Origin of the sequence: Rathayibacter agropyri, from assembly GCF_013249015.1 — a bacterium.
GTDB lineage: Bacteria > Actinomycetota > Actinomycetes > Actinomycetales > Microbacteriaceae > Rathayibacter > Rathayibacter agropyri.
Window position 1 is genome coordinate 530,611 of record NZ_JABRPL010000001.1, and the last position, 13,128, is coordinate 543,738.

Consider the following 13,128-nt stretch of genomic DNA (forward strand, 5'->3'; position numbering starts at 1 on the left):
ACCTCCAGCGTAGGTGGGACCGCCGACACGGACTCCGCGCGGCGGGCCCGTCAGCCGGAGGTCATCGACCAGCCTCCGTCCTCGGTCCGCTTGACCAGTCCCTCTCCGAGCAACGCTCCCAGCACTGAGAGGGTGTCACCGAGGGTTTCGCCGGAGTCGCGCGCGATATCGACCGCGTCTCGCGCACCGTGGGCGCGCAGTACCTCGACGACGCGGGTCTCTGTGCTCGTCAGCGCTCGCGCAGACTTGTCACCCTCGCCGACTCCGAGCAGTTCGAGGACCTCCGAAGGCGAGGTGACGCAGGTCGCCGCGTACTCACGCAGAAGGCGGTGGCAACCGGCCGAGGAGGCGCTGGTCACCGGTCCCGGCACTGCCCCGAGCGGGCGGCCCAGGGCGGCGGCATGGCCTGCGGTATTCAGCGAGCCGGAGCGGGCACCCGCCTCCACGACCACCGTGGCGGCCGTCGATGCGGCGATAAGCCTATTGCGCTGCAGGAAGCGCCATCGCGTCGGAGTCGTACCCGGAGGCACCTCCGTCGCGACCGCGCAGCCCGGAGTGGCAATAATCCGGTGGAGCAGATCGGAGTGGGCGGTCGGGTAGAGGCGGTCAGCGCCGCCAGCGAGGAAAGCGACAGTACGGCCGCCGGAGCCGAGAGCGGCGCGGTGAGCGACCGCGTCGATCCCGAAGGCACCGCCAGAGACCACCGTCACGCCACGGGCGGCAGCGCCCGCCGCGAGCTCGGCGGCGACGTGTTCGCCGTAGCCGGTGGCGGCACGGGCGCCGACGAGAGCGAGGCGGTGCTCAGGGTCGAAGGCGGCGGGATCGCCGCGCGACCAGAGCACGAGCGGGGCGTGTGACCCGAGGTCATCCAGGGAGTCCGGCCAGCCCGCGGAGTCGGGGAGGAGCAGGCGCACGTCGAGGCGCCGCGCGATCTCGAGGCGACGCAACAGCAGTGCGCGATCGACGCGGGGGCGCCAGCGCGCAAGCCCGGATGCGAGCGCGCCACTGGCCGAGGAGGTGACCGTCTCCGCCTCCGCAGCGGCCGACATCGGATTCGGTTGGTCCTCCTCGGATCCGCTCTCGCCGGACCACGACGCCGCGAGGATCTGCCCCGCGGACGACGACGACACGACGTGCGCGAACGCCTCCGCCGCGCCAAAGCGCTCGATCAGCAGGGCGGCCACGGAGTCTCCCGGCTCGGTCAGCGAGCTCCAGGCGCACCGGGCGGCGGCATCGCGGCTATCGCCGACCGGCGTCTCGGAATCCGCCGGCAGAAGCATCGCGACGGCGCGCAACTCAGCGCGGTCGAAGAGCCGGTCAGTAGGGATCATGCGGCACCTCCGCGCAGCACGAGGGCTCGAGCGAGGTGCGCCGCGGTCGGACGCTCCACCCCGTCGAGATCAGCGAGGGTCCACCCGAGGCGCAGGACGCGGTCGTATCCGCGCATGGTCACGAGTCCGCGTTCGAGCGCGCGGTCGAGCGAGTGGGATTCGGCAATCGTCGGCCGCAGAGCGTCCGAGCGGAGCCAGGAGCCCGCGACCTCTGCGTTCAGCGTCCACGGCGTCGCCTGGAGCCGATGTGCCGCCCGCGCGCGAGCCTCGACCACTCTGGCGCGCGCCTGCGCACTGGTCAGCCCAGGCGAGTCTCGGCGCGCCGCGAGCTGGGCGGCGCCGACCCTCCGCACGGTGAGACGGATGTCGACTCGATCGAGCAGGGGCCCGCTGAGCCGGGCGAGATAGCGGCGACGCAGCGCCGGTGCGCAGGTACAGGTCTCGCCCGGGATCCCAAACCGGCCACAGGGGCAGGGGTTGGCCGCGAGGACGAGCTGGACCCGTGCCGGGAACTCGGCCACGGCGTTCGCCCGGTGAATGCGGATCACTCCGGATTCGAGCGGCTGGCGCAGTGCATCGAGCGCGACGGCCGAGAACTCGGGCGCTTCGTCGAGAAAGAGCACCCCTCGGGTCGCGCGCGCCACGGCGCCGGGCCTGATGCGTCCGCTGCCTCCGCCCACGATCGCCGCCGGGGAAGCGGAATGGTGCGGGTTCTCGAAGGGCGGTCTCCGCACCAGCGACCCACCGGTCGACGCGCCGACGAGGGAGCGCATGCAGGTCGCTTCCAGCGCGGCGTCATCATCGAGATTGGGAAGGATGCCGGGAAGACGGGAGGCGAGCATCGTCTTGCCCGCGCCGGGAGGCCCGAGGAGAAACACGTGGTGTCCGCCGGCGGCGGCGACGATCATCGCCTCCGCCGCCTCCTCGTTGCCGACCACGTCGGACAGATCCAGGCATGCCCGCGACTCGACGGCTGCGACAGGCGCAGGCGCGCTCTCCGGCAGCACCGCCACCTCCCACTCCAAGCCATGCCAGACGGCGGCAGCGGCGAGCGAGGACACGGCAATCACCTCCACTCCGTCGACCAACTCGGCCTCTGCACGGTCCTCAGCCGGAACCATCACCCTGCGGCGACCCTCGCGGGCCGCCGCGAGAACTGCGGGCAGCACCCCGGGCACCGAGCGCAGACGGCCGTCGAGGCCGAGTTCGCCGACGTGCACGACGGATGCCACCGACTCGGCGTCCACCTCGTGCAGGGCGGCCAGGGCCGCGAGCCCGATCGCGAGGTCGAACGCAGAGCCGTGCTTGGGCATAGCGGCGGGCGAGAGATTGACGGTGATCTTGTACTCCGCGATCGCACTACCGGAATTGATCGCGGCGGAACGAACCCGCTCCTTCGCCTGCGAGAGCGCGGCGTCGGGTAGGCCGATGATCACCATGCCGGGCGTGCCGTCAGCGGAGTGCGCCTCGACTCCGACCACGGCGCCCGCGAAGCCGACCAGGCCGACGGCGGATGTCCTGCCGAGCCCCATCACGCCACCGCCCGGAGGTGGCGCACCTGAGTCGGGACTCCCCCAGGTGCGATGATGCCGACCGCGTCGATCCGCAGGTGTCGCGAGCGCTCACCATGCTCGTTCGCCCAAGCATAAGCGAGCCTGCGCAGGCGCTGCGCCTTGGCCCGCGTAATCGCCTCGACTGGCAGCCCAAAGCGCGTCGACGAGCGCGTCTTGACCTCGATCACGACCAGCGCGGCGCCCTCCCGAGCGATGATGTCGAGCTCGCCCTCGCGCACCCGCCAATTGCGATCGAGAATCTCGAATCCGTGTGCTTCCAGGTGCGCCGCCGCGATCTCCTCGCCGCGCCGCCCCAGTTCGTCCTTGTCCATGCGACCTCCTGCGGGAAGCGTCGCCGATTCTGCCCTGCGGATGCGACGGCAGGTGCGAATCTGGGGAGGGGGCGGCCGATTAGAGGCTGTGGAGGGATGACCCATCACTGTCGCGACACATCACGACAGAGGGCGCAGAACCACGGGCCGATCCCACTAAGTCGCCCGGCAGCGACCGACGCCTGGCGTAACCCGTCCTCACGAAACGAACACTTCACCCGGTCGCTCTGTGGAGTGCGACCGAGATAAGCCACGACGCAATCAGGAAAGCAAGAAAAGCGAATATCGCTCCCATCACCGGGACCCATCGCGTGAGTCGCGGGCAGCGAGAACAGCTGAAGAGGGCGACGATCGATAATGCGGCGGACAGGACTGTCACCGTCGGAGTGATCCAGGTCGTGACGCCCAGGAGCTCGAAGTCGCACACGCCTGGCGCTCCGCTGCAGGCTGCAATCCCCATCTGCTCTATCAAGATACCGACGGAGAGAATCACCCCAGTGGCGAGCAAGATGAGAATGGGAACAATTGTCGATGCCTTGTCTCCCTCTGGGGATGGCCGACGATCGCGAGTCGGGTATTCATCTTCAGCGTACGGGTCACGGGACACAGCATCTCCCAGGGGAAGCGAACTGAGGACGGCGGCCCACTTCGCGAGCCGCAGGCAATAAAGACAGACTGAGGCTTATGCAAAACTCGCCCGAGCGTCACAAAACCCCAAGTCAGGAGCACCTTCATTGAGCGCGTGAAGCAATTTTGCATAACCCTCATGGCATCGAATTCGTGTCCCTCCTATCTAGCAGCTCTTCTGATTGCCGTCAATATCACAGTCATATTGACCATTCTCGGCATCCTCATCGCGAACGTAGTAACCGGATAGTTGCGTCGCGAGGACGTGCGCCGAGGCGCCGATAAGAGCGACGACGAACGGCTGGTTCCGATTCGCAGAGACCCTCGACCGCTCTTTCGCCACCGGGCTGATCACCGAGTCCACCTGCTGAGCCGTCTCGGTGCGCGCGCTCCCATAGGCATTCGCAGTATCGAACGTTTAGTATCCCCGATTCAATGCCGCCCTCATCATACGAAGCGCATCTCCCTCTGTGCGATGAAGCCATGTACAATACGTCAGTTCCGACACACGGAGCCTTGATCGCCCCACGTCCCTCGACTTCATGCCTGTTCCTCATTCAGTCTCTGAAACAACACGTGATCGCGCCATGCATCATTTATTCGCAGATACCCGGGCGCGCTCCCGAACAAGGAGAATCGCGCAGATCGGGGGACCTTCTGCGAGGCAACGTTGTCCGGCAGCGTTTCAGCCTGCACCCGATGAAGGCCCAACTCATCAAAGGCGTAGCTAAGGGCAAGACCTACGGCCCGAGTTGCGTGACCATGTCCCAGATGGCCCACGCCTACCCAGTAACTGATTGCACAGGAGCGGAACGCGCCAAGCGTCACGCCGTTGAGCATGATCTGGCCCACAATTCGCTCCTCCGCATCAACGATGACGAACGGCATGGAACGCCCCGCTTCAGCCGCGTCCAGCGGCCCACGTATCGTCACTAGCTGACCTGGCTCTGTGAAATACCGAGCATCACGGGCAGGCTGCCATGGTCGTAGATGATCAGCACTTGCCGCAAGGATCTTCGCTAGCTCAGCAGCGTCCTCGAGACGGACTTGCCGTAGTCGAGTCGCCGTGTCACACATCTGACAGCCTCCGATTGACAGCGAGACCTACACATGCACCGCTCGTGCCCGCACGCTACTCGTCAAGCGCGAGCTCCTTGGGCAGCTCGAACTCCTTGCGAGACAGCTCCTCCACATTAACGTCCTTAAACGTCAACACGCGCACCGACTTCACGAAGCGGTCGGAACGGTAGACGTCCCAGACCCACACGTCGCGCATGGTCAGCTCGAAGTAGAAGTCGTGCTCGGTGTCGCGGCGGACCAACTCGACCTCGTTTGCGAGGTAGAAGCGCCGCTCGGTCTCGACAACGTACGAGAACTGCGAGACGACGTCGCGGTACTCTCGGTACAGTGCCAGTTCGACCTCGCGGTCGTAGTCCTCGAATTCGTCCTCATCCATCGTTGGACAATCCTACGCCGGTGCCGAGACCCCGATTGCCGCTCGCCACCGGGCGGGCCGCCTCCCGCGACTTCGACAGCCACGTCACCCGGTGCAGCGGAGACGGGCCGACCCGCTCGATCCCCGCCCAGTGCGCGGCGCTGCCATAGCCCTTGTTGCTCTTCCACGCGTAGTCGGCGAAGTCGTCGTGGTGGCGCACCATCCGAGTGTCGCGGCTGACCTTCGCGAGCACGGACGCGGCGGACACGGCCGCGCAGTCACGGTCGGCCTTCACGCGGGTGACGATGGTGAGTTCCCCTGCCCAGGGTCCAAGCGCCGGCGACAGCCAATCGTGAGCACCGTCGAGGAGGACGACCGCGGTGCTGAGGTCGACGCCCTGGTCGGTCAGCTGCTCTATGCCCCGGGAGGCGGCGCGGCCGAGTCCGGCGATGATCCCCGTCTCGTCGATCTCGTCGGCGGAGGAGTCGCCGATCGCCCAGCCGGAAACCCATTTCACCACGCTGGGAAACAGGGCTTCGCGCCGCGCTGGCGCCAGCATCTTCGAGTCGCGCAGCCCCGTCGGGAACTTCCCGCAGCGGGACCGAATGGACACGACTCCCACCGACACAGGCCCAGCGATTGCACCACGGCCGACCTCGTCGCAGCCGATGACCGTCTCATAGCCCTGACGGAACAAGCGCCGCTCCTGGGTGAGGGTCGGATCCGCGACGACCACCTAGCCTTGCCCGCTCTGCGTGTCGTCCGGGCGCTCCTCGGCGGATGCAGTCTCGACTCCGCGGAACACCGACGGGTAGTCGTCGAGCCACGCCCACTGCTGCAGGGGCCAGGTGACCAGCACGGCGCGGCCGACGACGTTACTGATCGGCACGAAACCGCCGCCGGGCTTATCGGTGTTGTAGCGGGAGTCGGCCGAGTTGTAGCGGTTATCCCCCATCACCCAGAGCGAGCCCTGCGGGACGACGACGTCAAATGGCGTGGCCGAGACGGCCTGCACGCCATCGGGCAACTTCACATAGGGCTCGTCGATCGGATTGCCATTGATCTCGGCCTGGCCGAGCGGAGTGCAGCAGGTGACATGGTCGCCCGGCAGGCCGATCACGCGCTTGATCAGGTGATCGTTGCTGTCCGGAGCGGTGAGGCCGACGAGCGAAAGGGCCGAGTCGATCGCGGCCTGGATCGGGGGAACGGAGGGTTCGATGCTCGGAGAGAGCCACCCGCCCGGGTCTCGGAAAACGACGACGTCCCCGCGCGAGATCGGCACGACTCCGGGCACCAACTCATTGACGAGGATGCGGTCGTTCTCGACAAGAGTCTGCTCCATCGAGGAGGAGGGGATATAGAACGAGCGGATGAGGAAGGTTTTCACCAGGAAGGAGACCAGAACGGCGACGACCACGATGACGAGCACATCCCGCAGGAACAGCAGGACGCCCCGGCGGCGACGCGGCCGACCGGAGTGCTCCGCAGAGTGTCGGGCGTGCTCCTCGTCGCCGGGAAGGCGGACGGGGGCCGTACTATCTGTCATTGCTCGCGGTCGCCCCTACTGTGCATCGCCGGGTGGACTTCCCGGACGGGACCCCGGCGGAAACGAGGGAACCCCGGTCCATCATAGGTGGACCGGGGTTCCGAGAAGTCGTGAGGACGCCGCTCAGGCGTCGCGCTTTTCCTTGATTTTTGCCTTCTTGCCACGCAGGTTGCGGAGGTAGTAAAGCTTCGCGCGACGCACGTCACCGCGGGTGACGAGTTCGATGTGGTCGATGACCGGCGAGTGCACGGGGAACGTGCGCTCGACGCCGACCTGGAAGCTCACCTTGCGGACCGTGAAGGTTTCGCGAACGCCCTCGCCGGAGCGGCCAATAACGACGCCCTGGAAGACCTGGATGCGCGAGCGGTTGCCCTCAACGATGTTGACGTGGACCTTGACGGTGTCGCCAGCGCGGAACTCCGGGACATCGCTGCGGAGTGACGCCGCATCGACGGAATCGAGGATGTGCATGCTGTATCGCTCTCCGTGCCCGCCACAGGTCGAACACCGTGTCAATGATGGAAGTCGGTTGCGCACCCACGTCGTCGCGGCTCCCCTGTGGCAGAGCCTGCGCGGGCACAAGTGCTCATTCTGCCACGCGCGCCGACTCACGTCAAAACGACCAACTCGACGCTTCGCCCCTAATGATTTTCGCCCCTATCTGAAGGGAAGGTCATCGTCAGAGGACGATCGTCTGGCCGTCCTGTGGGCGCTCGGGGTCGAAGCCGTCGACCCGGCGGGGAGCGGCTTCCGTGTGCTCAGCGGATGCAGTGGCGAAGGCGAGCAGAGTGGCGCGGGCATCGCTCAGGAAGCGCCAGGTGGAGTACCACAGGGCGCCGACTCCGAGCACGACAGAGAGCAAACCCAGCGCTGCCCAGCCAGGAGGGACGAAGCCGAAGGCGACCAGGGAGACATGCCAGGCACCGACAACCGCGACGTCACTCCACTCGGGGGTGCGGGTTGGCCGCACGGTCACCCGGAAAGCGACGATGCTCGCCACGACGGCCAGGGCGACCGACAGAATGGGGAGGGCGATCACGAGACCGAGAACGGTCCAGCCGCTCGATCCTCCGAAGAGCCCGTATCCGAGGAGTATCCAGAGCGGCAGCACGATCGCCGCCGGAAACTGCCAAGAACCGAAGGCCCGTCGCGTGCGCATGCACCGACCGTACCCACCACCGCTGAGCAACGGCTCAGCGGACCCCGAGAGGATCAGGATGATCGAGCTACGAACGCCCGCCGAGATTGAGGAGATGCGTCCCGCCGGCCGCTTCGTCGGCGAGGTCCTGAAGGCCACCGCCGCTGCGGCAGCCGTCGGCGTCAATCTGCTGGAACTCGACCGGCTCGCGCACGACATGATCCGCCGGGCCGGAGCCGAATCCTGTTACATCGACTACCATCCCTCGTTTGGCGCCAGCCCGTTCGGCAAGGTCATCTGCACCTCCGTGAACGATGCCGTGCTGCACGGTCTCCCCTTCGACTACCGACTGCGCGACGGCGACCTGCTGACCCTCGACTTTGCCGCTTCCGTGAATGGCTGGGTCGCCGACTCCGCCATCAGTGTGGTCGTCGGGACGCCGCGGGACGAGGACGTGGCTCTGATCGACACCACCACGCGCGCGCTGGAGGCGGGCATCGCGGCGGCGCAGCCCGGCAAGCGGATCGGCGACATCTCGGCCGCGATCGCCGCGGTCGCGCGCGCCGACGGCCTCAGCATCAACACCGACTTCGGCGGCCACGGCGTCGGCCGGACGATGCACGGCGACCCGCACATCGCGAATGACGGTCGGGCGGGCCGCGGCTACCCCCTCCGCCCGGGCCTCGTGGTCGCGATCGAGCCGTGGTTCCTGCAGAGCACCGATGAGATCTTCACCGACAAGGACGGGTGGACACTGCGCAGCCGCGACGGCTCGCGCGGAGCGCACATGGAGCACACCATCGCGATCACCGACACCGGGAACATCGTCCTCTCGGCCCGCGACTGAGGCCACGGGGTGGGTCAGGGCAGGAGTTCGGGGCGGATGCGGCGGGTGCGCTCGACGCTCTGCTCGTGGCGCCAGGTGGCGATCGCTCCGTGGTTGCCACTGAGCAGCACTGGAGGCACGTCGAGTCCCCGCCACGACGCGGGCTTGGTATAGCTCGGGTACTCGAGCAGGCCGTCGGAGTGGCTCTCCTCCACCAGGCTCGCGGGATTGCCGACGACGCCGGGGACGAGGCGGCCGACCGCCTCGATCATCGCCATGACGGCGACCTCTCCCCCGTTGAGCACGTAGTCGCCGAGGCTGATCATCCGGACGCGGGCGCGCTCCGCGGTGTGCTCGATCACGCGCTGGTCGATGCCCTCGTAGCGGCCGCAGCCGAAGACGAGCGCCGACTCCTCCGCCAGTTCGCGCGCAGTGGCCTGAGTGAAGACCTCTCCGGCAGGCGAGGGAAAGATCACGACCGGATCCGCGGCGGGCGCCAGGATAGCGTCGAACGCCTCTCCCCACGGCTCCGGCCGCATGACCATACCGGCGCCGCCGCCATAGGGCGTGTCATCGACGGTACGGTGCCGGTCGTGGGTGAAGTCGCGCAGATCGTGGACGCCCAACTCGATGAGCCCGCTCTGGCGTGCGCGGCCGAGAAGGCTGATGTCGAGGACGCCGAAGAACTCCGGGAAGATCGTGACGATGTCGATCCTCACGACCGGGGCTCCTCCTCGGCGGGTGCGGAGTCATCGACCGGCGCCGCAGCGCTGAGCGTCGGATCTGCCAGATCGACCCCGCTGAGGTCAACGGCGGCGGGTTCCTCCTCCGGCGCCTCCTCGAAGAGGCCGACCGGAGGGGTCACGGTGACGACGCCCGCGACGGGATCGACGGAGGGCACGATCGCGTTGACGAACGGCACCATCACTTCGCCCGCGGGGGTACCGACAATGAGCAAGTCCTGCGCCGGGAAGTGGTCGACGCGACGCACGGTGCCGACCTCGACTCCCTCGCGGAGGACCTTCATCCCGACCAGCTGGTAGTCGTACCAGGAGTCGTCCTCGCCCGGCTGCGTCTGCACCTCCTCGTCAATCCAGAGGATCGCCTTGAGAAGGGACTCGGCGGCGTTGCGATCGTCGATGCCCCGGAAGAACGCGACCGCGTGGCTGTTGTACCAGCGCAACTCGACGAGCTCGAGTGTCTTCCCGTGCCATTCGGAGGTGCGAGGCACCTGCAACGTGAACGTGGCTCCGGGGGTGAAGCGCTTGTCGGGCTCGTCGGTGTAGAGCTCGAGCTTGATCGCGCCCTTGAGCCCGTGAGCTTTGGTGAGTCGGGCGACGCGGAGCTGCGTCGTGCCCGGACCGGGGACCGTCACCTCTACTTATCGGTGTCGACGACGTCGACGCGCACTCGACGGCCGTCGGCGAGGGCGGCGACGAGGGTACGGACGGCCTTGGCGGTGCGACCGGAGCGTCCGATCACGCGGCCGAGGTCCTCGGGGTGCACGCGCACCTCAAGGACCTCTCCGCGAGGGGAGCTCGTCGCCACGACGCGGACCTCGGCGGGATTTTCAACGATCCCCTTGACGAGGTGTTCGACGGCGGGAGCGAGCACGGACTACGCCTCGGTGGAGGTCTCGTCGGCGGCAGCCTCGGGCGCGGCGACCTTGGCGGGAGCCTCCGACTTCGGCTTGAGGACGGGCTTCTTCTTGGCGTCGACGACGAACGGAGCCTTGGGCTCCTTCACCTGGACGGTGCTGACAGCGTCGGCGTCGCCCTGGAAGCGGCCCCAGTCGCCGGTCAGCTTGAGGATGGCGGCGACCTGCTCGGTCGGCTGAGCGCCGACTCCGAGCCAGTACTGTGCGCGCTCCGAGTCGACCTGGATGAACGAGGGCTGCTCGGTGGGGTGGTACTTACCGATCTCCTCGATCACGCGACCGTCGCGCTTGGTGCGCGAGTCGGCGACGACGATGCGGTAGTAGGGCGCCCGGATCTTGCCGAGGCGCTTCAGACGAATCTTGACAGCCACAATTCTCCTATGTGGTCGTTGACCGGTGTGCGGTCGATGATGGATGAACTGAGCCGTGAGCGTGGGGGCACACCCGGCGGAAGCTCGAGGGGGTTTCGTCGGCGGTGAGTAGAGGGTCGACCGCCTCGGACCCGACGGATCATTCTGCCAGAAAAACCGCGCCGCCGCGGGCTCGGCACACCATCGCCGCACGCTGCTCCTGCAGGCCGGTCCTTTCGTGTCCCGGGGCCGAAGGCCGAGCGCGTCTACGCCGAGCCTCGGCGTCCGCCCTGGTGGCAGGTGCGAGGATGTCTGGGCGCGTCCCGAACTGGCGGACGCCCGGATCCGATGAGGACCACGCTATGGAGATCAGCTTCGCCGCGTCCGACCGCTCCACCCTCGGGATCGAGTGGGAGGTCGCGATCGTCGACGGGCAGACAGGCGACCTCGCCAACGTGGCTGACGTGGTGCTGGAGGCGCTGCGCGGCGACGACGGTGCCCCGCATCCGCACATCACCGGCGAGCTCTTGCGCAACACCGTCGAGCTGGTCTCCGGCGTGCACACGACTGTCAGCGATGCCGTCGCCGACCTGCAGGACCAGCTACGGCAGGTGCGCGAGATCACTGATCCGATGGGGCTGGACCTCGTCTGCGCGGGGACGCATCCGTTCGCCCAGTGGTTCGACCAGAGCATCACCGACAAGGAGCGGTACCACCGGCTCATCGACCGCACGCAGTGGTGGGGCAGGAACATGATGATCTGGGGCATTCATGTACACGTCGGGATCGAGCGCCGCGACAAGGTGCTGCCGATTCTGAACTCGCTGCTCGGCTACTACCCGCACCTGCAGGCGCTCTCGGCCTCCAGCCCTTTCTGGGGCGGAGTCGATACGGGTTACGCCTCCAACCGCGCGCTGATGTTCCAGCAGTTGCCCACGGCAGGACTGCCGCCACAGCTCGGCGCCTGGGCCAACTACGAGGAGTACGTCGATGACATGATGCGCACCGGCGTTATCGACGACCACACCGAGGTGCGCTGGGATATCCGCCCCTCGCCGCAGTGGGGCACCATCGAGATGCGCGCCTGCGACGGTCTCTCCTCCGCCCAGGAGATCGCAGCGGTCGCCGCGCTCATCCAGTGCCTCGTCGAGCACCTCTCCTCACGCCTGGACGCCGGTGAGGGCCTGCCGACGATGCAGCCCTGGTACGTCCGCGAGAACAAGTGGCGCGCGGCCCGCTACGGTCTGGACGCCGAGATCATCCTCGACTCGGCCGGAACGGAGCGGCTCGTCACTGACGACATCCGCGGTCTGCTCGTCACTCTCGCCCCGGTGGCCAAGCGGCTCCGCTGCGAGGAAGAACTGGCAGGCGTCGAACTCATCCTGGTCGCGGGGGCGAGTTACCAGCGCCAGCGGCGCACTGCCGCCGCGAATGACGGGGACCTGCCTGCGGTGGTGCGCGCGCTCGCCGGCGAACTGCGCGACGGACTCCGGGACCCGCGATCATGAAGCGCCGTGTCCCGGCCGCGGCGTCGGTGCTTGTCGTGCTCGCGCTCGGCCTCGCCGGCTGCTCGCCCCCCTCCAGCTTGACGATAGCGACCACGGCGTCGCCCGCGCCTGTGGCTCCGCCGATGGAAACGGAGGCGCCCGCGGAGACCGAGCCGTCCGGGGAGACCCCGCCCGAGAAGACGGCCGATCAGGAGCCTCCGGCGATCAGCGATTCGATTCCCGCGGGATCCCGCGTCACGGTCGTCGGCGACAGCATCGTCCGCGGGCTCGGAGTGGAGCCCGCGGAAGCGTGGCCTGCGCTGATTGGCGACGAGCTGGGCTGGAGCGTGACAGATCTCGGCTGCGACGGCGGCGGATTTATCGAGCCCGGCGCCTGCGACGCGGTGATCGGCGATCGCGCTGAGGAGATCGCGGAGACGGAGCCCGATGTCATTGTCCTGATTGCGAGCAGCAATGATCTGGGCTGGGATCCGGAGGATGTCACGGCGGCGATACCGCCCGCTGTGGACGCGATCGCCGCCGCCTCGCCTCACGCGCGCTTGATCGCAGTCGACTCCGTGTGGGGGCCCGATCCGCGGCCAAGCGATCTTGACGACTACGACGCTGCGCTGGTAGAGGCTGTCACGGCCGCCGGTGGCGAGGTGCTGGAGTACCCCGACCCGCTGCGCGAGGACGGTCTGCTCGCTGAGGACAATGTCCACCCGACCATCGAGGGACAGAAAATGCTGGCGGACGCCTTCGTGCGTGCGGCGGAGAAGGCGGGACTGGCGCACCCGGTGCCGAGCGACCAGCGCGCGACGGACGCTCCCGACTTCTGACCCGCTC

General features: G+C 67.7%; 16 protein-coding genes. 3 read left to right on the forward strand and 13 right to left on the reverse strand.

Annotated elements, in window-relative coordinates; genetic code table 11:
- Positions 1-50 precede the first annotated feature (50 nt).
- The 9 genes from dprA to HRF29_RS02480 form a co-directional block, all read right to left on the reverse strand.
- On the reverse strand, positions 51-1,331 hold the full coding sequence (dprA, locus tag HRF29_RS02440) for a DNA-processing protein DprA (RefSeq protein ID WP_246226579.1): 1,281 nt from the start codon (positions 1,329-1,331) through the stop codon (positions 51-53).
- On the reverse strand, positions 1,328-2,863 hold the full coding sequence (locus HRF29_RS02445; protein ID WP_173244120.1) for a YifB family Mg chelatase-like AAA ATPase: 1,536 nt from the start codon (positions 2,861-2,863) through the stop codon (positions 1,328-1,330). Before HRF29_RS02445 ends, dprA begins: the two co-directional genes overlap by 4 nt.
- The gene (locus tag HRF29_RS02450) at positions 2,863-3,216 is read right to left on the reverse strand and encodes a YraN family protein (protein ID WP_104264646.1); all 354 of its coding nucleotides are present in this window, start codon (positions 3,214-3,216) and stop codon (positions 2,863-2,865) included. Before HRF29_RS02450 ends, HRF29_RS02445 begins: the two co-directional genes overlap by 1 nt.
- 1,167 nt (positions 3,217-4,383) lie before the next feature.
- On the reverse strand, positions 4,384-4,920 hold the full coding sequence (locus HRF29_RS02455) for a GNAT family N-acetyltransferase (protein ID WP_173244123.1): 537 nt from the start codon (positions 4,918-4,920) through the stop codon (positions 4,384-4,386).
- 55 nt (positions 4,921-4,975) lie between these two features.
- Positions 4,976-5,299 carry a DUF2469 family protein gene (locus HRF29_RS02460; protein WP_056044100.1) on the reverse strand — a complete coding sequence of 108 codons (324 nt, stop codon included), beginning with the start codon at positions 5,297-5,299 and terminating at the stop codon, positions 4,976-4,978.
- Complete coding sequence (locus HRF29_RS02465) at positions 5,292-6,014, reverse strand: ribonuclease HII (RefSeq protein WP_173244126.1); 723 nt, start codon at positions 6,012-6,014, stop codon at positions 5,292-5,294. The genes HRF29_RS02460 and HRF29_RS02465 overlap by 8 nt, the downstream gene beginning before the upstream one ends.
- Positions 6,015-6,824 carry a signal peptidase I gene (lepB, locus tag HRF29_RS02470; RefSeq protein ID WP_173244129.1) on the reverse strand — a complete coding sequence of 270 codons (810 nt, stop codon included), beginning with the start codon at positions 6,822-6,824 and terminating at the stop codon, positions 6,015-6,017. It abuts the gene before it with no gap.
- 123 nt (positions 6,825-6,947) lie between these two features.
- On the reverse strand, positions 6,948-7,295 hold the full coding sequence (gene rplS, locus HRF29_RS02475; protein ID WP_068210700.1) for a 50S ribosomal protein L19: 348 nt from the start codon (positions 7,293-7,295) through the stop codon (positions 6,948-6,950).
- Positions 7,296-7,503: 208 nt separating this feature from the next.
- On the reverse strand, positions 7,504-7,983 hold the full coding sequence (locus tag HRF29_RS02480) for a hypothetical protein (protein ID WP_173244132.1): 480 nt from the start codon (positions 7,981-7,983) through the stop codon (positions 7,504-7,506).
- A gap of 58 nt (positions 7,984-8,041) precedes the next feature.
- Here HRF29_RS02480 and map point away from each other — a divergent pair, with 58 nt between their 5' ends.
- Positions 8,042-8,809 (forward strand): type I methionyl aminopeptidase, encoded by a 768-nt coding sequence (map, locus tag HRF29_RS02485; protein WP_173244135.1) that lies wholly within the window; start codon positions 8,042-8,044, stop codon positions 8,807-8,809.
- Positions 8,810-8,823: 14 nt separating this feature from the next.
- Here map and trmD read toward each other — a convergent pair whose 3' ends face one another.
- From trmD to rpsP, 4 genes are read right to left on the reverse strand one after another with little or no spacing between them, the layout of a single operon-like run.
- Entirely contained in the window at positions 8,824-9,507 is a 684-nt protein-coding gene (gene trmD / locus HRF29_RS02490; protein WP_173244138.1) for a tRNA (guanosine(37)-N1)-methyltransferase TrmD, read from the reverse strand.
- Entirely contained in the window at positions 9,504-10,163 is a 660-nt protein-coding gene (rimM, locus tag HRF29_RS02495) for a ribosome maturation factor RimM (protein WP_173244141.1), read from the reverse strand. The genes trmD and rimM overlap by 4 nt, the downstream gene beginning before the upstream one ends.
- Positions 10,164-10,165: 2 nt before the next feature.
- Positions 10,166-10,402 (reverse strand): RNA-binding protein, encoded by a 237-nt coding sequence (locus tag HRF29_RS02500; RefSeq protein ID WP_104264637.1) that lies wholly within the window; start codon positions 10,400-10,402, stop codon positions 10,166-10,168.
- 3 nt (positions 10,403-10,405) lie between these two features.
- Entirely contained in the window at positions 10,406-10,816 is a 411-nt protein-coding gene (gene rpsP, locus HRF29_RS02505; RefSeq protein WP_173244144.1) for a 30S ribosomal protein S16, read from the reverse strand.
- Positions 10,817-11,157: 341 nt separating this feature from the next.
- On the opposite strand from rpsP, the gene HRF29_RS02510 reads away from it, so the two are divergent.
- Complete coding sequence (locus HRF29_RS02510; RefSeq protein WP_173244147.1) at positions 11,158-12,303, forward strand: glutamate--cysteine ligase; 1,146 nt, start codon at positions 11,158-11,160, stop codon at positions 12,301-12,303.
- Positions 12,300-13,121, forward strand: coding sequence for an SGNH/GDSL hydrolase family protein (locus HRF29_RS02515; RefSeq protein WP_173244150.1), 822 nt, complete (start codon positions 12,300-12,302; stop codon positions 13,119-13,121). The genes HRF29_RS02510 and HRF29_RS02515 overlap by 4 nt, the downstream gene beginning before the upstream one ends.
- The last annotated feature ends 7 nt before the right edge of the window (positions 13,122-13,128 follow it).